Here is a 24,220-nt window from a genome sequence, read left to right on the forward strand (position 1 = left end):
TGTATAAGAGACAGCCCTAAACCCCGCCCGAACGCTGCCGTTATCCATAGGTTGGCGCGTAAAAGACTCGCATCGATGCTGCCGGGTGCATCGCAAGCGGCCTCGCGCTCCCGCCCGAAGAACGATCGACGTTCGGAACCCATGACTCCATTCATCTCGAAGCGGCTGCTGATCAACATAGCGGTCGTGGCTGTCGCGCTTGGCGCAAATGCGTTCGTCGCCGGCTTGCAGATTGCCGGCCAGCACGAGGCCGACGCCCGCATGCTGCATTCGACGCGTGTTCGCCAGAGCCTCGACGCCTATCAGTCGGCGCTCGACGGCGGCCTTGCCGCGCTCGCCCGCTTCGAGGCTTCGGGCAAAGCGGCGCCCGTCGACGCCGCCACGACGATGAGCACGACACTCGCGAGCCTCGAGAGCGCGTTGCGCGACGAACTGGCCGCCGAGCCGGCCATGCTCGCTACGCTGGCCCAACTCGGCACGGACCGCGACGCGCTGCAACGCGACATCGACGATGCACTGCTCGCGCGCGACGCCCAGGACCCGGCGGCCTCGCGTGCGTGGGCCGCGGCGTCCTACATGCATGTGGGACTGGGGCTGCAACGCGTCGAGGCGGGCGTAGCCGCGCTACGCGCCGCCGAGAACCGCGCGCTGGACCTGGCGCTTGCCGCGTCGTCGAAACAGCGGCGGCACGCCACCGTTCTCCTGATCCTGACCATGCTCGCGGGCAGCATGCTTCTGCTTTTCACCTTCGGCGCACGGGAAAGCAGCGCGCGCAAGAAGCTGCACAGCGTGCGCGCGCTTGGCCGCAATGACGAGCGTTTTCGCAGCCTGTTCGACGATCATCCGGTGCCCATGTATATCTTCGACCGCGAAACGCTGCGCTTTCTCGCGGTCAATTCGGCTGCGATCCAGCAGTATGGTTATTCGGAGAGCGAGTTTCTCGACATGACGATTCGCGCGATCCGGCCAAACAGCGAGATCGCACGGCTCGAGTCGCATCTGCAGCGCTCCGACAGCGCGCAGCCTGGCCGCACGATGGCGGGCATCTGGCATCACCGGCGCAAGGACGGTTCGCTGATCAGCGCGGACATCTCGTATCACGCGCTGAACTTCATGGGCCGCGCAGCGTTTTTTGTGCTCGCCGACGACGTGACCGAACAGATCAACGCCGAAGCGGAGGCGCAGCGCTCCAACCAGATGCTCGAAACGGTGATCGACAATATTCCGCAGCGCATTTTCTGGAAGGACCTGGAGTCGCGCTATCTGGGCTGCAACATGGCGTTTGCGCGCGACGCGGGGTTGGCGTACCCGGAGCAGGTGGTCGGCAAGAGCGACGCGGACATGCCGTGGCGCGCGTTCGCCGAGCTGCTGAACGCGCACGACCGGGAAGTGGTCGAGACGGGCGTGCCGAAGATGAGCTTCGAAGTCGACGTGGTGATCGACGGTGTACACCGCACCACGGTCACGAGCAAGCTGCCGTTTACCGACGGCGAGGGCCGGGTGATCGGCGTGCTCGGCTCCTACACGGACATTACCGAACGCAAGCGGGCGGATCTCGCACTGCGCCTGCAAAGCCGCGCGCTGGATGCAAGCGTGAACGCGATCCTGATCACCGCGCCTTCGCCGGCTGGCAATCTGATCGAATACGTGAATCCGGCCTTCATGCGTATTACGGGCTACGATCCCGCCGAGGTGATCGGCCACGACTGCCGCGTACTGCAACGCGACGATCGCGAGCAGGAAGGCGTCGCGCTGATCCGCGAGGCGCTCGCCGCCAATCGCGAGGTGAGCGCGGTGGTGCGCAACTATCGCAAGGACGGCGCGCTGTTCTGGAATCAGCTCTTCATTGCGCCGGTGCCGAACGCCGAGGGCGTGATCACGCACCACATCGGCGTGATCAACGACGTGACCGACCTGATGCGCTATCAGGAACAGCTCGAATACCAGGCCAACTACGACAGCCTCACGCGCCTGCCGAACCGCAACCTGCTGCGCGACCGCCTGCAGCATGCGCTGATCGTCGCGCAGAGGCAGCACAAGGGCGTCGCGGTGGTGTTCATGGACCTCGACGGTTTCAAGAACGTCAACGACAGCCTCGGCCACAGCGTGGGCGACAGGCTGCTCGGCGTGGTCGCCGAGCGGCTCGCGCGTTGCACCCGCACGAGCGATACGGTCGCGCGCCACGGCGGCGACGAGTTCGTGATCGTGATGACCGATACCGTCGACGAACAGTCGCTGATTGCATGGATGGAGCGCGTGCGCGCGTCGGTTTCGGAGCCGGTCTGGCTCGACGGCACCGAGCTGTATGTGGGCTGCAGCATGGGCGCGAGCCTTTTCCCGCAAGACGGCGACGACGCGGAAACGCTGATGAAAAAGGCCGACCTCGCGATGTATCGCGCGAAGGACATGGGCCGCAACACGTTCCAGTTCTATCAGCCGGAGATGAACGCGAGCGCGGGCGCGCGACTGAACCTGGAGAGGCGTCTGCGGCGTGCGCTTCGGGACAATCAGTTCCTGCTGCACTATCAGCCGCAAGTGGACATTCACACCGGACAGATTGTCGGCACCGAGGCGCTGGTGCGCTGGCATGACCCCGAAGGCGGGCTGGTGCCTCCGTCGTCGTTCATTCCGGTCGCCGAGGAAAGCGGGCTGATCGGGCCGCTGTCGGAGTGGGTGCTGCGTGAAGCCTGCCGTCAGAACAAGGCGTGGCAGAACCTGGGCTTGCCGCCGGCGCGCGTTTCGGTGAACCTGTCGGCGCGAGTGTTCCAGCAGCGCGACATCGCGCGGCTCGTCATGCAGGTGCTCGACGAAACCGGTCTCGAACCGCAATACCTGGAACTGGAACTGACCGAAAGCGCGATCATGCGCAACGCGGAAGAAGCCGTATCCATGCTCAACGAACTGAGCGCGCTCGGCATCGGCCTTGCAATCGACGACTTCGGCACCGGCTATTCGAGCCTTAGCTATCTGAAGCGTTTTCCGGTGGACCGGCTGAAGATCGACCGCTCGTTCGTGTCCGACATCGGCATTTCAGGCGACGACGAGACCATTACCTCGGCGATCATCGCGCTCGCGCATTCGCTGAAGCTGCAGGTGATTGCAGAGGGCGTGGAGACCTCGGCGCAATTGGACTTCCTGAAAGAGCGCGCGTGCGACGAGATGCAAGGCTTCTACTTCGCGAAGCCTTTGTCCACGGACGCCATTTCCGAACTGATGAAGGGCGGCACCGCGCGCGAGGCGGCGCTCGCGTGAAACCGCGGCGGGCCGGGCGGCCGCGAGATGGCTACGAAGGCGACGCCACGAGAAGGCCACGGGAAGGCCAAGAGAAGGCCACGAGAAGGCCCCAGGAAGGCCACGGGGCGTTGCCTCGTGGCGGCGGATGCTCGGCCCGTGCTGCGAGCCGCACGCTTGTAGCCGTGCCGCGAGCCGCCTCCGGAGGTGTATTCCCCGGCGCTTGCCGCGCGCTGCCTCCTGGCTGGCAATCCGCTCGCGCGCCGGCCGCCGCGTGCGGTTCACACCGCCGGCGTGCTCACGAAAACCGGCAACTGTTCCGCCGCCGCCGAAAACGCCTGCAAATGCGGATGCGCGCTCGCGCTGACGATCTGCGGCAGCATCATCTGCGTGAAATTCCAGGCGACCGCGAGCGTGACCTCCGCTGCGCCGAAATCCTCCCCGCGAGTCGGCAGCGGCGCCGCTGCCGCTTCCTGCTCCAGTTCGTTATACGCCGCGAGCAATTGCCCGCGCACGCGCTCCATCCACGGTTCATGCTGCTTGTCGGCCGGCCGTAGATTGCGCTCATAGACGATCTGCACGGTTTTGTCACAAGCGGCGAGCGCAAGCCCGGTCAGACGCGCGGCGCGCAGGCAGTCGTCGGGGCGCGACGGGAATAGCCGCTGCTCCGGGCCCGCGAGCGACGCGAGGTAGTGCAGGATCACCGTCGAGTCCATCACGGTCTTGCCATTGGCCGCGACGAGCGTCGGCGCCTTCACGACCGGGTTGATGGCCGCGAACTGGTCGTAGGTGCTGAACACCGAAATCGGCGCATGCTCAAAGTCCAGGTTGAGCATTTTCATGCAGATGGCGACCCGGCGAACGTACGGTGAGTCGAGCATTCCGATCAGTTTCATGTGTTTTCCGTTAGAAGTTCTATCATGATGCGCCGGCACTGGCCGCCGCTCCGGTGTCGGCCGCCGACACCATACGGTCCGGCAGCGCACACCTCAGGGCAATAGGTTAAGCATCCTCGCGCGCGAGAAAAAGCGAAATTATTCGACGATTTACGTCAGAATCCCTTACATGAAGACCATTCCACCGTTGACCGCGTTGCGCTGCTTCGAGGCCGTCGCACGCCTTGGCGGCGTGACGCAGGCCGCCCGCGAACTGCACGTCACGCATTCGGCAGTGAGCCAGCAAATCAGGGTGCTCGAGGAGACGCTGGGCGTCGCGCTCTTCGTGCGCGAGGCGCGCGGTCTGCGGCCGACGGAGGAAGGGCGCTTCTACGCGCTCGAGGTTCGCGCCGCGCTGCGCGACATCACACAGGCCACGCGCCGTGTGCTCGCGCGTCCGCACGAGAGCGAACTGGTGATCGCGACCTTGCCGTCGTTCGCGCAGCATTGGCTCGTGCCGCGTTTGCCGGGCTTCCGGCAAGCGCATCCGTATTACCGGGTTCGCCTCGTGACGAGCTTGCAGCTCGAGGACTTGCGTCACGGCGGGAGTGATATCGGCATTCGCATGGGGCAGGGCCATTGGCCCGACGTCGCCCAGCAAAAGCTATTCGACGATGAAATGATCGTGGTCGCCGCGCCGCATTTCGCGCTCGCGCCAGATGGCCGCTTTCCCGTCACGGCCGAAGAGGTGATCGAGTGTCCGCTGCTGTCGAGTCCCGACGCGCCGTGGGCCGACTGGTGCGCAACCGCTCAGGTCGCGCAACCGGCTGCCGCGCGCGTGGTGTTGTCGGCGAACGATTCGAATGTGGTGATCGGCGCGGCGTTGCTCGGCCAGGGTGTCGCGCTCGAGCGGCGCAGTCTTGTGGCGCACGCGCTCGCTCGTGGCGAGCTGGTGCAGATTACGACGGTGCGCGTGCCTTATCGCTACCCGTACTGGCTCGTGTGGCAGCAGCGCGAAACGCTCAGCGCGCAGCAGGCGCATTTCGCGCAGTGGCTCAAGGCCGAGGTCGACGCGTATCTACGAGCGAACGCGGCGCTGACGGATCAGTAGTGCCGCAATGAAGCGCGCGGCGCGGGCCGCGGGCGTCGTTCAGTCGAGCGCGGGCAGCGCGCGCGGGCGGCGGTCGCTGTCGGTGGCGACGTAGGTCAGCGTGGCCTCCGTCACCTTCACGATGTCTTGCGCGAGGCTCATACGCTGCGCGTAGACCTCGACCGAAACGGTGATGGACGTATTGCCCGTTTTTACGATGTCCGCATAAAAGCTCAGCAAATCGCCGACGAACACCGGCTGCTTGAACAGGAACGAATTGACCGCGATGGTCGCAACGCGTCCGTTCGCGCGGCGGCTTGCCGGAATCGAGCCCGCAATGTCGACTTGCGCCATGATCCAGCCGCCGAACACGTCGCCGTGAATATTGGCGTCTGCCGGTTGGGGCATGACGCGCAGCGCGCAAGGTTTCTGCGGGAGTTGGAAAAGGTCGGTCATCGGGTTGCCCTGGAAATGCCAATTAGCCGGCAAAAGCGGCGTGAGCCAGCTTCTGCGACAATACAAAGATCAGGAATTGTACGGGAAAGCGCCTCGCGAGGTTGCGCGACCAGCAGTGTGCGGGCAAGTGCGCCCGCACGTGCTGCGCTCGGTGCGACTGCCGCAAGCTCCGGCATTCCACCTCCTCCCCACCCGAACCCATGCGCCGCTCGCTTCCGTCCGAACCCTCGCCCATTTCCACTCAGCCGCGCAACGACTGGCAGACCATCGTGTCGCTGTTGCCGTATCTCGCCACGTACAAATGGCGCGTGGTCTTCGCGCTGAGCTGCCTGATCGGCGCGAAAATCGCCAACCTCGGCGTGCCGATCGTGATGAAGCGCATCGTCGACAGCCTCGCGTCGGTGCAGCATCTCACTGCGCTCGGCCGCACTCACGATTCGCCGGGCATCGTGCTGCTCGGCGGAGTCGGCCTGCTGGTGGTCGCGTATGCGGTGGTGCGGCTTTCCACGTCGCTCTTTACCGAGCTGCGCGAGATCCTCTTTTCCAAAGTCACCGAGAGCGCCGTGCGCCAACTCGCGCTCAAGGTGTTCCGGCATCTGCATGGTCTGTCGTTGCGTTTTCATCTCGAGCGGCAAACCGGCGGCATGTCGCGCGACATCGAACGCGGCACGCGCGGCATCACCCAGCTCATTTCGTATTCGCTGTACAGCATTCTGCCGACGCTCGTCGAAGTGGGGCTCGTGCTGGGCTTTTTCGTCGTCAAATACGAGGCGTATTACGCGGTGGTCACGTTCGTGGCGCTGGCCGTGTACATCGTCTTCACGGTGAAGGTGACCGAATGGCGCACGCATTTTCGCCGCACGATGAACGATCTCGACTCGAAGGCGAACTCGCGTGCAATCGACTCGCTGCTGAACTACGAGACGGTCAAGTACTTCGGCAATGAAGAGTGGGAAGCGAGCCGCTACGACGAAAACCTGAAGCGCTATCGCACGGCCGCAATCAAGTCGCAACGCTCGCTGTCGGCGCTGAATTTCGGGCAGCAGGCGATTATCGGCGCGGGGCTCGTATTCATTCTGTGGCGCGCAACCCAGGGCGTGATGGCCGGGCGCCTTACTCTCGGCGATCTCGTGCTGATCAACACGTTCATGTTGCAGCTTTATATTCCGCTCAATTTTCTCGGCGTGGTGTATCGCGAACTCAAGCAGAGTCTCACCGACATGGACCGCATGTTCACGCTGCTCGGCGCCGCGCAGGAAGTGCCCGACGTGCCGGATGCGCCCGCGCTGCAGGTGAGCGGCGCACAGGTGCGCTTTGAACACGTGAACTTTTCGTACGAGCCGGCGCGTCAGATTCTTCACGACGTGAGTTTCACGATTCCCGCCGGCACCACGACCGCGGTGGTCGGGCATAGCGGCTCGGGCAAGTCGACGCTCGCGCGGCTCATGTTCCGCTTCTACGATCTGGATCGCGCGACTGGCGGCGCAATTACCATCGACGGTCAGGACATTCGCGACGTAGCGCAGGCCTCGCTGCGCGCGTCGATTGGCATCGTTCCGCAGGACACGGTGCTCTTTAACGATTCGATCTACTACAACATCGCCTATGGAAGGCCATCGGCCACGCGCGAGGAAGTGATCGCGGCGGCGCGCGCCGCACATATTCACGAGTTCATCGAGGGGCTGCCCAGGGGCTACGACACGCCGGTCGGCGAGCGCGGCCTGAAGCTCTCGGGCGGCGAGAAGCAGCGCGTAGCCATTGCGCGGACTATCCTGAAGAATCCGCCCATTCTGCTGTTCGACGAGGCGACCTCGGCGCTCGATTCGCGTTCGGAGCGCGCGATCCAGCACGAACTCGATCAGATCGCGCGCGAACGCACGACGCTCATCATCGCGCACCGGCTGTCCACCGTCGTGCACGCTCAGCAGATCATCGTGATGGACAAGGGGCGGATTGTCGAACGCGGCACACATGCGGAGCTGTTGCGCGCGAATGGCCTGTTCGCGCAGATGTGGGCGCTGCAGCAGCAACGCGCGGCCGAGGCGTCGCAAGCAGCGGACAGCGCCGGCACGGCAGTCATGCCGGACAGCGCGGACTTGCCCGCGCGTTGAGCGCTTCTGTAGGGCCGCGTCGCGGCGCTCAGCCTGCGCGCAAACGCCTGTCGAGTTCTTCGAGCTGAGCGGGCGTGCCGACGTTTTCCCACAAGCCCTCATATAGCTCGCCGCTTGCGAGGCCGCGCGCGATCGTTTCGCGGTAGTACGGCGTCAGCGCGCGCCGTGTGCCGCGCGGCAGATCGCGGAACATGCGCGTGTCGTAGAGCCCGATGTTGCCGAACGTGAAGCGCGCCCCGGCGTCGAGCGATAGAACATTGCCGGTGAGCGCAAAGTCTCCGTCCGGATGGAACGGCGGATTCGGCACCATCACGAGGTGCATGCCGGGTTCGGGCAAGTTCTTCAAGGTTTCGGCGCGGCCTTGCAAAGAGGCGTAATCGAAATCCGCGTACACGTCGCCGCTTACCGCAACGAACACTTCGCCCGAACCTTCGTTTTCGAGGAGCGGCAGCGCCTGCACGATGCCGCCGGCGGTTTCCAGCGCTTCATGCTCGGGCGAATAGCGCAACTCGACGTTCCAGCGCGAACCGTCGCCGAGCGCGGCTTCAATCTGCTCGCCGAGCCAGGCGTGATTGATGACGATGGTCTGAAATCCCGCGCGCGCGAGCCGCTCGATCTGCCAGACGATGAGCGGCTTGCCGCCGGCTTCGAGCAAGGGCTTGGGACGCGTGTCGGTCAGCGGACGCATGCGCTCGCCACGGCCCGCGGCGAAAATCATCGCTTTTTTCAGGGACATTGTGATTGTTCAGAACGTGTAGCCAACTTCGTTCGCACGGCCTTCGAGATCGTCGAGCAGTTTCGCGAACGGACGCAGCGGCGCGTAACGTTCGGCCACTTTGCGCGCATAGCCGATAAAGCGCGGCAAGTCGTTCATGTAATGCGGCTTGCTGTCGCGATAATTGATGCGGCAGAAAAGGCCCAGTACCTTGATGTGCCGTTGCAGACCCATCCATTCGATCTGACGGTAGAACTCGCCGAAATCGGCGTCGACGGGCAGGCCGGCTTTTCTCGCGCGCTCCCAGTAGTACACGAAGCAGTCCAGCTCGAACTCTTCGTCCCAACTGAGAAAGGCGTCGCGCAGCAGCGAGGCGACGTCGTAAGTGATCGGGCCGTACACCGCGTCCTGGAAGTCGAGCACGCCCGGGTTGGCCTGCTTTGCCGCGTTGGCTTCGCCGGCCGTTGCGCTCGCCGTTTCCATCACCATCAGATTGCGCGGCATGAAATCGCGCAGCATGAACACTTGCGGCTGGGCTCGGGCGCTGGCAATCAGCAGCGCGAAGGTGCGATCCAGCACGCCGCGCATGCTCTCGTCCACTTCGCGGGTGAGGTGCGTGCCGATGAACCACTCGGGCATCAACTCCATCTCGCGGCGCAGGAACGGTTCGTCAAAGGGCGGCAGCACGTCTTCACGCGACGCGCGCTGCCAGCGGATCAGTGCGTCGAGCGCGTCGCGCATCAGCGTGCGCGCGCGGCGCGAGTCGTCGTTCTGTTGCGCGGCGGTGAGCGCGCCGAGGTACGACGCGGTGCCGAGGTCGGTGACGAGCATCAGGCCCGCGTCGAAATCCACCTCCAGAATGCGCGGCACATGCACGCCGGCAGCCTCGAGCAAGCCGGCGACCTGCACGAACTCGCGGCATTTTTCGGGCGGCGGGGCGTCCACGGCGATCAGCGTGCCGAGGTTTTCGCCTTGCGCCGCCTTACCGGCAAGCCGGAAATAGCGGCGAAAACTGGCGTCGGACGAAGCCGGCGCGAGCGTGCCGAGGTCAAGCGCGTAGCGCTGCGCATGGCTTTGCAGCCAGGCCGTAAGCTGTGCGAGGCGGCTGTCGCCGAGAGGGGATGTGAAGTCTTGGGAAGGAGGCAGCGTCATGAAAACCGGCGGCAAATTCAGAGGGGCAACGTCTTGCCATATAATACCCCACGACTTTTTTGACGCGACTCACGCCAGCTTTCGCGTATTCCGCTTTACCGCCCGCCTCACCGTTCGGAGATTGTAAATATTGATGTGCAGCCGACTGTCACGGTCGTGGTGTGCAGGCGGTGGATCGTGACTGCAAAGCTGACGGACGGGCCGATTCGCCAAATGATACATGCCGCCTAGACAGCTTTCCCAAACGAATCCCTCTTGTGCCGCGATGCCGCGCAAAAGGCGGCTCGTCGCGGCGTTAATCGCCGTTCCGGGCCTCGTGCCCGCGCTTGCTCACGCCCAACTGGTCGGCGAGGCCGCGCAGCCGCAGCCGATCGACCCGCCGTGGGGCATGCGGCTTGCACCGCAGCTCGAAGACCATGTGTTGCAGCCCGGGCAGAAGCCGGCCACCTTCGTGCTCGGCGACTCGACCAACGGCACGACGGACCAGGACATGGCCGTCAAGGGCGCAGCGGAAGTGCGCCGCAATACGGTGGTAATCAAGGCCGACGCGCTGCATTACGATCAGGACACGGACATGGCCGATGCTTACGGCCAGGTCCACGTGAACAACAACGGTACGACGTTTGCCGGGCCCGAAGCGCACTTGCGCGTGGATTCCAGCGAAGGTTTCATGACGGCGCCCAAGTATCACTTCAACGTGACGGGCGGCTCGGGCAGCGCGGAGCGCGTGGATCTGCTCGACAACGAGCGCTCGGTGTTCACGAAGGGCACCTACACGGCCTGCGCGTGCGCGGACAATCCGGCGTGGTACATCAAAGGCAGCGAGTTCGATTTCGACACCGGCGCCGACGAAGGCGTGGCCTACAACAGCGTGCTGTTCTTCCAGGGCCTGCCGGTGTTCGCGTCGCCGTGGCTGTCTTTTCCGTTGTCGGGCGAGCGGCGCAGCGGTCTTCTGCCGCCCACCTTTTCGCTCAGTTCGACGAACGGCTTCGAACTCTCGGTGCCGTATTACTTCAACATCGCGCCGAATCGCGATCTTACGTTCACGCCGCGTCTGATTTCCAAGCGCGGTGTGCAGTTGCAGACTTCGTTCCGGTATCTGTCGCCCACCTATTCGGGCTCGATTACCGGCGAATTCCTGCCTAACGACCGGCTGACAAAGACCAACCGCTACGCGCTGTATATCCAGCACAACCAGAACTTCGGCAACGGGTTCGGCGGCTACATTTACTACAACAAGGTTTCGGACAACACGTATCCGGAAGACCTGTCGTCGTCGGTCAATCAGTTCATGAACGGCACCCAGCTCCTGTATCAGCAGGAAGCGGGGTTGACCTATAACAACGGCCCGTGGTCCGTGCTCGCGCGCGAGCAGCACTGGCAGACGCTCGCGCCTTCCATCGCGCCGTATGGCCGCGAGCCGCAATTGAACGTGAAGTACACGAAGTACAACGTGGGCGGCTTCGACTTCGGCACCGAAGCGGACTACACGAACTTCCGCATCACCACGGCAGACATGACCGAAGGTCAGCGGGTGATGTTCAACCCGTACATCTCGTACCCCGTGGTGGGGCCGGGCTACTTCGTCACGCCGAAGGTGCAGTGGCACTTCGCGTCGTACAACCTGCGCAACATCAGCAACGACGTGCCCGTTGGTACGCCGAAGAATTTCACCGAATCCATTCCTACGCTGACGTTCGACACCGGGCTCATCTTCGACCGCTCGGTGCGCCTCTTCGGCGAGGATTACATCCAGACGCTGGAGCCGCGCCTGTACTACGTGTACACGCCGTATCGCAATCAGGCTTCCGCGCCGCTCTTCGATACCGCCGAGTCCGACTTCGGTCTCGCGGAAATCTTCACGCCGAACACGTTCGTCGGCAACGACCGTATCGCGGACGCGAACCGGCTGACGGCCGCGATCACCACGCGCTTTATCAACCCGGCAACGGGCGACGAGCGCGCGCGCTTCGTGATTGCGCAGCAGTACTACTTTCAGGATCAGCGCGTCACGCTGCTGCCGAATCAGACGAGCACGCAGGCCACGCATTCCGATCTGATCGTGGGTGCGTCGGTCAAACTGGGGGCCGGTTTCGCCTCGGAAACTGCGTTCCAATATAATGCGGACAACAACCAGCTGGTCAAGACGAGCGTGGGTTTCGGGTTCAGTCCGGCCAGCGGCAAGGTGCTCAACGTCGCCTATCGTTACACGCGCGCGAACACCACACTCGACAACCAGCCTATCAACCAGGTACTGATTTCGGGGCAATGGCCGCTAGCGCACCGGGTGTTCGGGGTGGGCCGGTTCAACTACGATCTTGGCGGGCATCGGATTGTCGACGGACTCGTCGGTCTGCAGTACGACGCCGACTGCTGGACGCTCGGCGCGGGTATTCAACGCTACGCGAACGGGCTGAACACTTCGGGGCAGCACCAGTCGAGCACCCGCTTTCTCGCGCAGTTGACGTTCAAGGGTTTGTCGAGCGTCGACAACGGGCTGATTGCCGCGTTCCGCAGCAGCGTGGCGGGCTATACGCCGCTGCCGCCACCGCCGCCGCCGGAATCGCGGTTCATCAATTACGAATGACGCTCGCCCGGTCATTCATCGAATGCGAAAAGACGGGCCAGGCGTGCCCGACATCATTGGAGTATCTGTGGCAATCATGAAAAAGCTTCGCTTGGCAACGCTCGCGGCAGGTCTTGCCGCCGTGGCGTCTTTCGTGTCGGTCGCGCCGGTACAGGCGCAGGCGCTCGCCGGCAACCGCGGCCAGACTGTCGACACGATTGCCGCCGTGGTCAACAACGGTGTCATCACGCGGCGCGAGCTCGACGAGCGCGTGGGCCTGATTGCCCGGCGCCTGAACCAGCAGAACGCGCCCGTTCCGCCGGCCGACCAGTTGCGTCAGCAGGTGCTCAACCAGATGGTGCTGGAGCGCATCCAGTTGCAGAAGGCAAAGGAAGTCGGCATCAATATCGACGACGCGGCTGTGCAGAAAACGCTCGAGCGGCTCGCCCAGGCCAATAACATGTCGCTCGACACGTACCGCGCGCGTATCGAGGCGCAAGGCGTGCCTTGGGCCACGTTCACGAGCGACGCGCGCACCGAGCTCACGCTTTCGCGTCTGCGCGAGAAGGAAGTGGACAGCAAGGTCACGGTGTCGGACGCCGAAGTCGCGAACTACATTGCGAGCCAGCGCGGCCCGAATGCCGGCGCGACGAGCGACCTGCACATGCAGCACATTTTCCTGAAGGCGCCGTTGAACGCGCCGCAAACGGATATCGAGGCGGCGCAGAAGAAGGCCGACGCGTTGCTCGCCGAAGCAAAGGGCGGCGCCAACTTCGAAAAGCTGGCGAAGTCGAATTCGCAGGCGCCGGATGCGGGCAAGGGCGGCGACATGGGCTACGCGTCGCCGTCGAAGCTGCCGCCTGAGTTCGTGAAGGCGGCTTCGTCGCTGCGTCCGGGGCAGGTCAATCCGGAAGTCATCCGCACCAACGACGGCTTTGAAATCGTGCGTCTGGTTGACCGCCGCACCGGTCAGGGCACCAGTTCGGACGCACCGAAGCTCATGCAAACGCATGTGCGTCACATCCTGCTGCGCGTGGGCGACGGCATGTCCGAGCCGCAAGCGCGTCAGAAACTGCTCGAAATCAAGCGGGAAATCGCCGCGGGCGGCGACTTCGCGAAGTTCGCTCACACCTATTCGCAAGACGGTTCGTCGTCGCAAGGCGGCGACCTCGGCTGGATCAGCCCCGGCGAAACGGTGCCTGAATTCGAGCGTGCGATGAACACGCTGCAGGACGGCCAGATCAGCGACCCGGTGCGCAGCGAATACGGTTATCACCTGATTCAGGTGCTGGAGCGCCGCGAGGCGCAAGGCTCCATCGCCCAGCAAATGGACCTCGCGCGCCAGGCCATCGGTCAGCGCAAGGCGGAGCAGGCTTACGCCGACTGGCTGCGCGAACTGCGCGACACCGCTTATGTCGAAGTGAAGCCTGACCTGTCGAGCATTCAGTAACCGTCATGAACAGCGCCGCCTCGTCCGCCAGCTTGCCGTTGCAGATCGCGATCACCACCGGCGAGCCGGCCGGCGTCGGTCCTGAGCTCACGGTGCAAGCGCTGGCCGGCGCGGCAACGCACTGGCCCGGCGCGCACTTCACGGTGCTGGGCGACGCGGCGCTTCTCGCGGAACGCGCGCGGGCAGTGGGCGTGGACTGGAATGCGCTGGTGGCGGACGGCAAGCGGATTCAGGTGCAGCATCGGCCGCTTGGCGCGCCGGCAGTCGCGGGCACGCTGAACGCCGCCAATGGGCGCTACGTGCTCGACTTGCTGGACAGCGCGATAGACGGCGCAATGGCCGGCACTTTCGACGCAATCGTCACCGCGCCGCTGCAAAAAAGCACGATCAACGACGCCGGCGTGCCCTTTACCGGCCACACCGAATATCTGGCGGAACGCACACACACGCCGCGCGTGGTCATGATGCTGGCGGGCACCGGCAAGCGTCCACTGCGCGTCGCGCTCGCCACCACCCATCTGCCGCTCAAGGACGTGTCTGCCGCGCTTTCCATCGAGGGGCTCGTCCAAACGCTGCGCATTGTCGATCACGACTTGCGGCATCACTTCGGCCTGCCCGCGCCGCGCATTCTGGTAACGGGGCTCAACCCGCACGCGGGCGAAAACGGCTATCTGGGCCGCGAGGAAATCGACGTCATCTCGCCGGCGCTCAAGCTCGCTAACGGTGAAGGCATTGACGCGCGCGGTCCTTACCCGGCCGACACGCTGTTTCAGCCGCGCTATCTGGACGAAGCCGACTGCGTGCTCGCCATGTTCCACGATCAAGGCTTGCCGGTGCTGAAATACGCAACATTCGGCGAAGGCATTAACGTTACGCTGGGCTTGCCGATCATCCGCACTTCGGTCGATCATGGAACCGCGCTGGATCTCGCGGGCACCGGCCGCGCCGACGCGGGCAGCCTGATCGCCGCGATCGACACGGCGGTTTCCATGGCACAACATCGCCGCGCGGGTTGAGGCAACGCTGTTGACGCCGCGCTCGTCATTCAGCGTGGCTCACTTAAGCCTGGCGATCTGGCGTTGCTGATTCCGCCTCGGTGATTCAGCGTAGTACCAGCAGCCTCGCGCGTGGTCTTTTTCAAGCAGTTCTCACTCTTTAACGTTTTTCCGATGTCCACCAGCAGACAGCAGCAAGGCCGACACCAAGGTCATATCGCGCGCAAGCGTTTCGGTCAGAACTTTCTGGTCGACATGGGCGTGATCGATTCGATCGTCGACGTGATCCGGCCGCAGCGCGGCGAGCGCATGGTCGAAATCGGGCCGGGCCTCGGCGCGCTCACCGAGCCGTTGATCGAGCGTCTCGCCACGCCCGAGGTGCCGCTGCACGCCGTCGAACTGGACCGCGATCTGATCGGACGTCTGAAAAACAGATTCGGCGCTCTGCTCGAGCTGCACGCGGGCGACGCGCTCGCGTTCGACTTCGGCTCGCTCGCGGCTCCTGGCGACGCGCCGTCGCTGCGCATTGTCGGCAATCTGCCGTACAACATTTCGAGCCCGCTGCTGTTTCACCTCACGTCGTTCGCACACCGCGTTATTGATCAGCACTTCATGCTGCAAAACGAAGTTGTCGAGCGGATGGTGGCCGAGCCCGGCACAAAGGCGTTCAGCCGTCTTTCGGTGATGCTGCAGTATCGCTATGTGATCGACAAGCAGCTCGACGTGCCGCCCGAGGCATTCCAGCCGCCGCCGAAAGTCGATTCGGCCATCGTGCGGATGATTCCGTATGCGCCGCACGAACTCGCGCCGGTCGACGAACGTGTGCTCGGTGAAGTGGTGACCGCCGCCTTCTCGCAGCGGCGCAAGATGCTGCGCAATACGCTCGCCGCATTGCGCGATAAGGTGGATTTCGACGCGATCGGCTTCGATCTGCAGCGCCGCGCCGAAGACGTGCCGGTGGCTGAATACGTGCGCGTGGCGCAGCTCGTGGCCGCGAAAGGCTGAGCGCGTGCCGCCGCCCTTGGCCGACTTTCGCGCTAGCTTGCCGTACGCTTGCCCGGCGCATTGACGAGCGCGATGCCCGTCAGCACCAGCGCTGCTGCCATTAGAAAGCGCAGGCTGAACGACTCGCCGAGCAGCAGCACGCCGAAGGTCACGCCGAAAAGCGGCGTCAGAAACGAGAATACCGACAGCCGCGACGCGACGTAGCGCGTGAGCAGCCAGAACCACAGCAAATAGCTGACGAACGCCACCACCACGGCCTGGTACGCGAGGCTCGCGACCACGAGCGGCGTGAGCGCGTCGACGTGCGCGTCGCCGAGTGCGAGGGCCAGCGCGAGCAGCACCACAGCGGACACCGTGAGTTGATAGAAGAGCGTCTTGCTCGCGCTCGAATGCGCAAGCCGGGTCGCCCGCACCACCACCGTTGTCGCGGCCCATGCGATACCCGCCAGCACGCCGAGCGCGTCGCCGGCCACGCCCGCCAGCGACGAGCCGCGGACCGCCGCGCCGTGCAGGAAGCCATCCGCGAAAGCGAGCGTCATGCCGGCGAACGCCACCACGATGCCGAGCCATTGAAGCGGCCGCATCCGCTCGCCTTCGACGAACCAGTGCAGGCCGAGCGCCGTGAAGCACGGCGCGGTGTAGAGAAACACCGCCATGCGCGACGCACTGGTCAGCGTGAGCCCGAGGAAGATGCATACGAACTCCGCCGCGAACAGTATGCCCGCCAGCAGGCCGGCGCCGAGCGTGCCGTCGTCGCGAAACAGCGGCGTGCCGCGCGAGCGAGCCCATCCCCACACCAGCAGCGCTGCGATGGTGGAGCGCAAGCCCGCCTGAAAGAGCGGCGGCAGCGCCGCATTGGTGGTCTTGATCGCCACTTGCTGGAAGCCCCAGATCGCGCACAAGCCGACCATCAGCAGAACGGCGAAACCATCGGGGGCGCGACGCGCAGGCAGGGCAGTGGTGCTCATGGGGGCAATGTGTATGGCTCGAGGCGAGACAGGTTGAACGGCGCAGTGCGTACGATAGCAAACCCGCTCGTCTGTCCAGCCGATCGCCCCATCGCCTACGCGTGCTTCTTGCAAGTCGCAAGTCATTTGCAGATCTGACGCACGCCGCGCAACGCCTGCGCAACACCTATTTCTTGCCATGACGGTTTCGCGCTAAGGTTCGACGGAAGTTCTGTCGGTACATTCATGCGCGTAGGCGTCGAAGGTTCCGAGCTTCCGTAGGAAGCCCCCGCCAGCCGGCAATGCCCGCGTCAACAGCCAGACTCTATCCGCGCGAAGCGGACCCGCTATGAGGAGAGCAGATGAAGACTCTGAGCAAAGGCGCGGCCGCCGTGGCGTTGATGTCGCTCGGCTGGCCGGCGGCGCACGCGCAGTCCAGCGTGACGCTCTACGGCGTGGTCGACGAAAGTGTGCGCTATCTGACTCACGCCAACAGGGCCGGCGATTCGTCGCTCGGCCTCGGCACGGGCGGCATGACGCAAAGCCGCTGGGGCCTGAAGGGCTTGGAGGATCTGGGCGGCGGCTGGTCGACGTTCTTCAAGCTCGAGAATCGCATTTACATCAACAGTGGGCAGAGCGATCCGACCTTGCCGTTTTTCAACGAAGCGCAGATCGGCGTGCGCTCGAATTCCTACGGCCAGGTGATTCTCGGCCGTCAGTACAACGTCATGATCGAAGGGATCACGGTAGCCGGTTACGGCAGCAATCCGTGGATTCCGTACGACTTCAGCTTCCAGCCCGAAGTGACGATGACAGGCGGCATCTGGACCAGCAACCAGGTGCAGTATCAGGCGAAGTACGACGGCTTGAGCTTTGCGGCGGGCTATGCGTTCGGCGGCAACGCGGGCAACTCGTACGGCAGCCAGATCGGCGCGGCGGCGGCTTATGCGCCTGCGGGCGGACCGTTTACCGTCGGCGGCGCGTATGAGGAGTCGAAAGACTCGGTCAACGGCGCGTCGGCAAAGGCGTGGACCTTCGGCGGCTCCTACACGTGGGACAAGACGCGCTTTTCGCTCGGCTATATCGTCAATCGCGCCGACGCGGGCTTCTCCAGCTTCGCCAACGGACCCTTCACGGCACCTGTGCTTGCCGCGCTCAAATACACGGATTTCTCGCGGCGGCGCATGTTCATGGGCGGCATCACGCAGCGGGTCGGCAACGCGTGGCACTTCGCGGCGAACGTTTGGCGGACATTGCAGGACGGCAAGACCGCCGCAAAAGACGGCTCTGCATGGCAATACCAGCTCGTGGCCGACTACGCGCTGTCAAAGCGCACGGACGTCTACGTCGAGGGCGACTATTCGCTGTATCGCGGCGATCTGATCGGCGCGCAACTGCAAGGCGTGAACGGCGTCGGGCTCGCGCAAAAGGGCTCGCAAATCGGCTTGATGGCAGGGCTGCGGCATCAGTTCTGAAGCGCGACGACGGGCACTTCACGCGCCCTCTGTGAGCGCCTCGCCGCCTGCAGTGGCGGTCGAATCGGGGTACATTTACGCTCTCGACATACATCAAGCAACAGGGAGTACACGATGCGCCTGCTTCACACCATGCTCCGGGTCGGCGACCTGGACCGTTCGATCGCGTTCTACACCGAACTGCTCGGCATGAAGTTACTGCGCCGCGAAGATTATCCGGAAGGGAAGTTCACGCTGGCATTCGTCGGCTACACGGACGAGCGCGACGGCACCGTCATCGAATTGACGCATAACTGGGACACGCCGTCGTATGACCTCGGCACCGGCTTCGGACATCTGGCCGTCGAGGTAGAAGACGCCTATGCGGCCTGCGAGAAGATCAAGACCCAAGGCGGCACAGTGGTGCGCGAAGCCGGGCCGATGAAGCACGGCACGACCGTGATCGCATTCGTGACCGATCCTGACGGCTACAAGATCGAGTTCATCCAGAAGAAGAAATAAACGCGGGCGTGAGTGATTAAGCCGCACGCCGTGCCATGTCGGAATCGCGGCATGGCGCGGCGCGCGGGCAGTGACGCGGTTTCGCCGCGGCAGAGCCCGCGCCGCGCACGACTATAACGTCGGCAGCAACTCCGGCGGATGCGACTTCAGCGTCTGCCGCGCCTCGCGGAACTCCGGAAAGATCGATTCCACCGTTTGCCAGAAGCGCGGGCTATGGTTCATTTCCCGCAGATGCGCAAGCTCGTGCGCGACCACGTAGTCGATGATGGAAAGCGGAAAGTGAATCAGCCGCCAGTTGAGGCGGATCTTGCCGTCGCTCGAACAACTGCCCCAGCGCGTGGCGGCCGACGAAAGCGCATACGCGCGATAGTTGACGCCCAGTTTCTCGGCATAAATAGCAAGGCGCTCGCCGAACAGACGCTTCGCCTCGCCCTGCAACCAGCCTTGCACACGGTCCTTGATCTGCTGCGGGTCGGCTTGCAAAGGCAGCGGCACTTGCAGCGCGCAATCTTGCGCGCTGAACGCGAGCGTGCCTTGCGGCGAGCCTAATTTCACGCGCACCGGCTGGCCGAGATAGGGCACTTGCGCGCCGTCTTTCCAGTCCACCTTCGGCAGCGCACGCTGTTCGACACGCGTTTGCCATTCAATCAGCTTCGCGAAAATCCAGCGTTGCTTTTCCGTGATCGCGGTTTCAATGTCGGCGAGCGTGACCCAGCGCGGCGCGGTGATCGTGAGTCCGGTGCTGTCGATGGCAAAGCCAATCGAGCGGCGCGCCGAACGCTTGAGCGCGTAATGCAGCGTGCGTGAACCAATGGTGAGGCTGCGCAGCTTGCTGCCGTCCGGTGCGAGCGGCACGGCAGGCTGCTCGCCTTGAGTCGAGGCGCTGGGCGCGGACGGGGAAGGGGACGACGACGTCGACCCCGGCTCGGCAAAGAGCGGGAGATCGAGTTGCCGGTTATCGAGCGCCGCAGCGGGCTGTGGCGTAGGAGACTTCTGCATCGGATTCGGCTTCGCGCTGTTACGCCTTCGAGGGCGTGGGCGCGTCAGATTGGTGCGGCGGCGGAACCGCTTTCCGCCGCGCGATACGCAGCGGGATCGATACGACGCATTTCAGCTTCGATCCACTGTTCGACGCGCGTGTTCACTTCATCGGGCGTGAGCCCCGTTGTCTGAATCGGCTTGCCGATCGACACTGTGACTATACCCGCATATTTGAGAAACGAGTTGCGAGGCCACACACGTCCGGCGTTGTGCGCGATCGGCACGACCGGCGCACCAGTGGCTATCGCGAAGCGTGCGCCGCCCGTCTTGTACTTGCCCTGCTTGCCGGTGGGCGTACGCGTGCCTTCCGGAAACATGATGACCCAGGCGCCTTCCCCCATGCGCGCCTTGCCTTGCCTGATGACCGACTCGAACGCGTACTTGCCTTCCTTGCGGTCGATGTGAACCATCTTCAGAAGGCCGAGCGCCCAGCCGAAAAACGGCACGTACAGCAGTTCGCGCTTGAACACATAGCACAGCGGCCGCGGCATCAGTGCGGGAAACGCGAGCGTTTCCCATGCCGACTGATGCTTGGAGAGCAGCACGGCCGGACCGTCGGGCAGATTCTCCATGCCTTGAATCGTGTAGCGGATGCCATTGAGCCAACGCGCCACCATCAGCGTGACGCGGCACCAGCCGGCCGCCATCCAGTAGCGCTTATCGGCGCGCATGAACGGAAACGCGATGAAGCAGGCAATCGCGTAGGGCACCGTGAACAGCACGAAGTAGATCAACAGCAGCAAGGAACGGATTAAGCGCATCGGCGTGGTCTGTATGGGTTGAGGACGCGCGCGGTGCGCGTCATTCCTGGGCGTCGGCGAGCAAGTCGAGCACGAATGCGCGCAGATCGTCATGCACGACCGTGCCTTCCGGCAGGCCGCCGGCCGCGAGCGTCTTGCGGCCCTTGCCGGTCAGTACCAGATGCACCGGATGGCCGAGTGCCGCGCCCGCTTGCAGATCGCGCATCGCGTCGCCGACCACCGGCGTATTCTCCGGATCGACCTCGAAGCGCTCGTTGATCATCTTCAGCATGCCGGGCTTCGGCTTGCGGCATTCGCAGTGATCTTCAGCCGTGTGCGGGCAAAAGAATACCGCGTCGATGCGTCCGCCGACGGCCGCCGCCATGCGATGCATCTTCAGATGCATTGCGTTCAGCGCGTTCATGTCGAACAGGCCCCGGCCGATGCCCGACTGATTCGTCGCGATCGCGACGCGATAGCCGGCCTGGCTCAGGCGCGCGATCGCTTCGAGCGAGCCCGGCAGCGCGACCCATTCGTCCGGCGACTTGATGAACGCGTCGGAATCGACGTTGATCACGCCGTCGCGATCGAGGATCACTACTTTCTTGGTCGGCATGGCGAGCGGCTCAGGCGGCGAGGCGGGAAATGTCCGCGACGCAATTCATCTGCTGATGCAGCGCGCCGAGCAGGGCCAGACGATTCGCGCGCAACGCCGGATCTTCCGCGTTGACCATCACGTCGTTAAAGAACGTGTCGACGGGTTCGCGCAGCGCGGCGAGCGCAGTGAGCGCGCCCGTGTAGTCGCGCGCGGCGAGTTGCGACTGCACGCGCGGCGCGACCTGTTCGAGCTGCGCGTGCAGGGCCTTCTCCGCCGCTTCGACGAAGAGCGCGGGCTGTACGCCGCCGCTCGCGGTTGCGCTGTCCGACTTCTTCAGAATGTTCGAGATGCGCTTGTTGGCGGCCGCGAGCGACGCGGCTTCCGGCAACGCGGCGAACTCGCGCACCGCAACGAGGCGCGCGACGATGTCGTCAAGACGCGTGGGCTCGAGCGCCAGCACTGCGTCGATTTCGCCCGGCGCATGGCCGCGTTCGCGCAGCAGACCGCGCAGGCGGTCCATGCTGAATTCGTAGATGGCTTGTGTCGAATCGGTGACGTTCGGCAGCGCGGCGAATTGAGCGTGAGCCGTACGCAGCAGTTCGACGAAGTCCACGGCCAGTTGCTTCTCGACCAGAATACGCAGCACGCCGAGCGCGTGGCGGCGCAGCGCGAACGGGTCTTTCTCGCCGGTGGGTTGCAGACCGATGCCCCAGATGCCGACCAGCGTTTCCAGCTTGTCGGCGAGCGCGACCACCATGCCGGTTGCGGTAGCCGGCAATGCGTCGCCGGAAAAGCGCGGCTGATAATGTTCCGAACATGCGAGCGCGACTTCTTCCGGCTCGCCGTCGTGGCGCGCGTAATACGTGCCCATCGTGCCTTGCAGCTCGGGGAATTCGCCGACCATGTCGGTGATCAGATCGGCCTTGGCCAGACGCGCGGCACGCTTGGCGAGCGTCACGTCGGCACCAATCAGAGCCGCGATTGCGCCCGCCAGCCCTTCGAGCCGCTCCACGCGTTGCAGCGCCGAGCCCAGCTTGTTGTGATACACCACGTTCGCGAGCAGCGGTACGCGCTCGGCGAGCGGCTTTTTCTTGTCCTGTTCGAAGAAGAACTTGGCGTCTGCGAGACGCGGGCGCACCACACGCTCGTTGCCTTCGATAATGTCGCCGGGCGTCGCCGTTTCGATGTTCGACACGATCAGAAAACGCGAGCGCAGTTTGCCGTTCGCATCGGTCAGCGCGAAGTATTTCTGGTTGGTCTGCATCGTCAGGATCAGACATTCCTGCGGCACTTGCAGGAACTCGTCCTCGAAGCGGCACGAATAAACCACCGGCCATTCGACCAGCGACGTCACTTCGTCAAGCAGCGATTCGGGCATCACCACCTGGTCGCCGTCAGCGTGCGCGAGCAGATGCGTGCGGATGGTTTCCTTGCGATCCGCGAAATTCGGTACGACGCGGCCTTTGTGCATCAGCGTGTCCACGTACGCATCGGCGTGCTGGATCTGCACGAAGCCTTCGGACAGAAAGCGATGGCCGAGCGTGGTGTCGTCTGCGTCGATGCCGAGCGCGCTCACCGGCACGACGCGTTCGCCGTGCAGCGCGGTCAGGCGATGCGCCGGGCGCACGAACTGCACGTTCGAGCCGTCCGGGCGCTGATAGGTCATCACCTTCGGAATGGGCAGCTTTGCCAGCGTTTCGTCGAGCGCCGCTTGCAGACCCTCCGCGAGCGTGGCGCCCGGCGCGGCGTAGCGCAGGAAGAAAGCTTCCGCCTTACCGTCCTGCGCGCGCTCCAGATCGCTCACCGAAAAATCGGGGAAGCCAAGTGCGGCGAGTTTCTTTGCGAGCGGCGCGGTGGCCTGGCCGTCCTTGTCGAGCGCGACGGAAACCGGCAGCACTTTTTCGCGCACGTGCCTTTCCGGCGCGACAGCGCGCACGTTCTTCACCGTGACGGCGAGCCGGCGCGGCGTCGCGTAACGCTCGAACGACAGTTCGCCTTCAATCAGGTCGCGCGCCGCGAGACGCTCGGCAATACCTTCGGCGAAAGCGTCGCCAAGACGGGCGAGCGCTTTGGGCGGCAGTTCCTCGGTCAGCAGTTCGACCAGCAGGGTAGCTTGATGGGGTTGAGTCATTTCTTGATGTTCTCGTCAGTCCGGGTCGATCTTGCGTTCGACTTTCAGCGGCGGCGCCCACGCGGGCTTGGCGGCGTCCTGCTCGTCGGTGGTGAGGCCGGGCACGCCGTGCACCGGATTGCCGAGCATCGGAAAGCCGAGCTTTTCGCGCGAATCGTAGTAAGCCTGTGCGACGAGACGCGACAGCGCGCGAATCCGGCCAATGTACGCCGCGCGCTCCGTCACCGAGATCGCGCCGCGCGCGTCGAGCAGATTGAACGTGTGGCCGGCCTTCAGCACGAGTTCATAGGCGGGCAGCGCGATCTGCGCTTCGATCATGCGCTTTGCTTCGGCTTCGTAGCTGTTGAAGAACGTGAACAGCAGGTCGACGTTCGCGTGCTCGAAGTTGTACGTGGACTGTTCGACTTCGTTCTGGTGGTACACGTCGCCATAGGTGAGGCGGCGCATTTCCGGGCCGTTCGGGCCTTGCTCTTCCCACTCGGTCCAGACGAGGTCGTAGACGTTCTCGACCTTTTGCAGGTACATCGCGAGGCGTTCAAGACCGTAGGTGATCTCGCCGAGCACCGGCTTGCAGTCCAGGCCGCCCACCTGCTGGAAATAGGTGAACTGCGTGACTTCCATCCCGTTCAGCCACACTTCCCAGCCGAGGCCCCAGGCGCCGAGCGTGGGGTTTTCCCAGTCGTCCTCGACGAAGCGCACGTCGTTCTGCTGCAGGTCGAAGCCGAGCGCTTCGAGAGAGCCGAGGTACAGGTCGAGGATATTTTCCGGCGCGGGCTTGAGCACAACCTGGTACTGGTAGTAGTGCTGCAGACGGTTCGGGTTCTCGCCATAGCGGCCGTCTTTCGGGCGGCGCGACGGCTGCACGTAGGCGGCGCGCCACGGCTCCGGGCCGACCGCGCGCAGGAACGTGTGGACGTGCGAGGTGCCCGCGCCGACTTCCATGTCGATCGGCTGGAGCAACGCGCAACCCTGCTTGTCCCAATAGGACTGCAGTGTCAGGATGATTTGCTGAAACGTGAGCATGAAGTGCCTTTCGGGCAGGAGGCCGCGCCGCGGGCGCTGAGGCACGCGGGGCGACCGTGGAGCAAAGTGCTAAACCCGTGATTTTAACGGAAAGGCGGGGGGGTGTCCGGGTTTGGAG

The 24,220-nt window shown here is 64.1% G+C and carries 19 protein-coding genes; 9 read left to right on the plus strand and 10 right to left on the minus strand.

Annotated features, from left to right (window positions below):
• Window positions 1-141: 141 nt before the first annotated feature.
• Entirely contained in the window at window positions 142-3,252 is a 3,111-nt protein-coding gene (locus tag JNB89_RS29895; RefSeq protein ID WP_220364610.1) for a sensor domain-containing protein, read from the plus strand.
• Between the two features lie 260 nt (window positions 3,253-3,512).
• On the opposite strand, the gene JNB89_RS29900 is transcribed toward JNB89_RS29895, so the two are convergent.
• On the minus strand, window positions 3,513-4,127 hold the full coding sequence (locus tag JNB89_RS29900; RefSeq protein WP_013338029.1) for a glutathione S-transferase: 615 nt from the start codon (window positions 4,125-4,127) through the stop codon (window positions 3,513-3,515).
• A gap of 169 nt (window positions 4,128-4,296) precedes the next feature.
• Between JNB89_RS29900 and JNB89_RS29905 the strand changes: the two genes are divergently transcribed.
• Window positions 4,297-5,217 carry a LysR substrate-binding domain-containing protein gene (locus tag JNB89_RS29905; RefSeq protein ID WP_220364611.1) on the plus strand — a complete coding sequence of 307 codons (921 nt, stop codon included), beginning with the start codon at window positions 4,297-4,299 and terminating at the stop codon, window positions 5,215-5,217.
• Window positions 5,218-5,256: 39 nt separating this feature from the next.
• Here JNB89_RS29905 and JNB89_RS29910 read toward each other — a convergent pair whose 3' ends face one another.
• Entirely contained in the window at window positions 5,257-5,652 is a 396-nt protein-coding gene (locus JNB89_RS29910; RefSeq protein WP_220364612.1) for an acyl-CoA thioesterase, read from the minus strand.
• A 200-nt stretch (window positions 5,653-5,852) separates the two neighbouring features.
• On the opposite strand from JNB89_RS29910, the gene JNB89_RS29915 reads away from it, so the two are divergent.
• Complete coding sequence (locus JNB89_RS29915) at window positions 5,853-7,763, plus strand: ABCB family ABC transporter ATP-binding protein/permease (protein WP_220364613.1); 1,911 nt, start codon at window positions 5,853-5,855, stop codon at window positions 7,761-7,763.
• 28 nt (window positions 7,764-7,791) lie between these two features.
• On the opposite strand, the gene murU is transcribed toward JNB89_RS29915, so the two are convergent.
• Both murU and JNB89_RS29925 read right to left on the minus strand, forming a co-directional pair.
• The gene (murU, locus tag JNB89_RS29920; protein ID WP_220364614.1) at window positions 7,792-8,499 is read right to left on the minus strand and encodes an N-acetylmuramate alpha-1-phosphate uridylyltransferase MurU; all 708 of its coding nucleotides are present in this window, start codon (window positions 8,497-8,499) and stop codon (window positions 7,792-7,794) included.
• Window positions 8,500-8,508: 9 nt separating this feature from the next.
• Complete coding sequence (locus JNB89_RS29925) at window positions 8,509-9,630, minus strand: aminoglycoside phosphotransferase family protein (RefSeq protein ID WP_220364615.1); 1,122 nt, start codon at window positions 9,628-9,630, stop codon at window positions 8,509-8,511.
• A gap of 220 nt (window positions 9,631-9,850) precedes the next feature.
• Between JNB89_RS29925 and JNB89_RS29930 the strand changes: the two genes are divergently transcribed.
• The 4 genes from JNB89_RS29930 to rsmA all read left to right on the plus strand — a co-directional run bounded on the left by JNB89_RS29930 (window position 9,851) and on the right by rsmA (window position 15,646).
• Window positions 9,851-12,217: an LPS-assembly protein LptD gene (locus tag JNB89_RS29930; protein WP_013338035.1), complete on the plus strand. Its 2,367-nt coding sequence runs from the start codon at window positions 9,851-9,853 to the stop codon at window positions 12,215-12,217.
• Window positions 12,218-12,284: 67 nt separating this feature from the next.
• Window positions 12,285-13,646, plus strand: coding sequence for a peptidylprolyl isomerase (locus tag JNB89_RS29935; protein ID WP_220364616.1), 1,362 nt, complete (start codon window positions 12,285-12,287; stop codon window positions 13,644-13,646).
• A 5-nt stretch (window positions 13,647-13,651) separates the two neighbouring features.
• On the plus strand, window positions 13,652-14,662 hold the full coding sequence (gene pdxA, locus JNB89_RS29940) for a 4-hydroxythreonine-4-phosphate dehydrogenase PdxA (RefSeq protein ID WP_220364617.1): 1,011 nt from the start codon (window positions 13,652-13,654) through the stop codon (window positions 14,660-14,662).
• Between the two features lie 153 nt (window positions 14,663-14,815).
• On the plus strand, window positions 14,816-15,646 hold the full coding sequence (gene rsmA, locus JNB89_RS29945; protein ID WP_220364618.1) for a 16S rRNA (adenine(1518)-N(6)/adenine(1519)-N(6))-dimethyltransferase RsmA: 831 nt from the start codon (window positions 14,816-14,818) through the stop codon (window positions 15,644-15,646).
• 32 nt (window positions 15,647-15,678) lie between these two features.
• Here rsmA and JNB89_RS29950 read toward each other — a convergent pair whose 3' ends face one another.
• Window positions 15,679-16,614 (minus strand): DMT family transporter, encoded by a 936-nt coding sequence (locus JNB89_RS29950; protein WP_220364619.1) that lies wholly within the window; start codon window positions 16,612-16,614, stop codon window positions 15,679-15,681.
• Between the two features lie 341 nt (window positions 16,615-16,955).
• Here JNB89_RS29950 and JNB89_RS29955 point away from each other — a divergent pair, with 341 nt between their 5' ends.
• Window positions 16,956-18,068, plus strand: coding sequence for a porin (locus tag JNB89_RS29955; RefSeq protein ID WP_220364620.1), 1,113 nt, complete (start codon window positions 16,956-16,958; stop codon window positions 18,066-18,068).
• Between the two features lie 114 nt (window positions 18,069-18,182).
• On the plus strand, window positions 18,183-18,569 hold the full coding sequence (gloA, locus tag JNB89_RS29960; RefSeq protein ID WP_218741977.1) for a lactoylglutathione lyase: 387 nt from the start codon (window positions 18,183-18,185) through the stop codon (window positions 18,567-18,569).
• Window positions 18,570-18,680: 111 nt separating this feature from the next.
• On the opposite strand, the gene JNB89_RS29965 is transcribed toward gloA, so the two are convergent.
• The 5 genes from JNB89_RS29965 to glyQ are packed head-to-tail and all read right to left on the minus strand — an operon-like array spanning window position 18,681 to window position 24,102.
• Window positions 18,681-19,568, minus strand: coding sequence for a M48 family metallopeptidase (locus JNB89_RS29965; protein WP_013338042.1), 888 nt, complete (start codon window positions 19,566-19,568; stop codon window positions 18,681-18,683).
• 44 nt (window positions 19,569-19,612) lie between these two features.
• On the minus strand, window positions 19,613-20,371 hold the full coding sequence (locus JNB89_RS29970; protein ID WP_220364621.1) for a lysophospholipid acyltransferase family protein: 759 nt from the start codon (window positions 20,369-20,371) through the stop codon (window positions 19,613-19,615).
• A gap of 40 nt (window positions 20,372-20,411) precedes the next feature.
• Window positions 20,412-20,966 carry a D-glycero-beta-D-manno-heptose 1,7-bisphosphate 7-phosphatase gene (gene gmhB, locus JNB89_RS29975; protein WP_218741976.1) on the minus strand — a complete coding sequence of 185 codons (555 nt, stop codon included), beginning with the start codon at window positions 20,964-20,966 and terminating at the stop codon, window positions 20,412-20,414.
• Window positions 20,967-20,976: 10 nt separating this feature from the next.
• A complete protein-coding gene (gene glyS / locus JNB89_RS29980; RefSeq protein WP_220364622.1) occupies window positions 20,977-23,079 on the minus strand; it encodes a glycine--tRNA ligase subunit beta in 2,103 nt (700 codons plus the stop codon).
• A gap of 15 nt (window positions 23,080-23,094) precedes the next feature.
• Window positions 23,095-24,102 (minus strand): glycine--tRNA ligase subunit alpha, encoded by a 1,008-nt coding sequence (gene glyQ / locus JNB89_RS29985; RefSeq protein ID WP_013338046.1) that lies wholly within the window; start codon window positions 24,100-24,102, stop codon window positions 23,095-23,097.
• Window positions 24,103-24,220: the final 118 nt, after the last annotated feature.

It is taken from the genome of Paraburkholderia phenoliruptrix (genome assembly GCF_019511605.1).
Classification (GTDB): Bacteria; Pseudomonadota; Gammaproteobacteria; order Burkholderiales; family Burkholderiaceae; genus Paraburkholderia; species Paraburkholderia phenoliruptrix_A.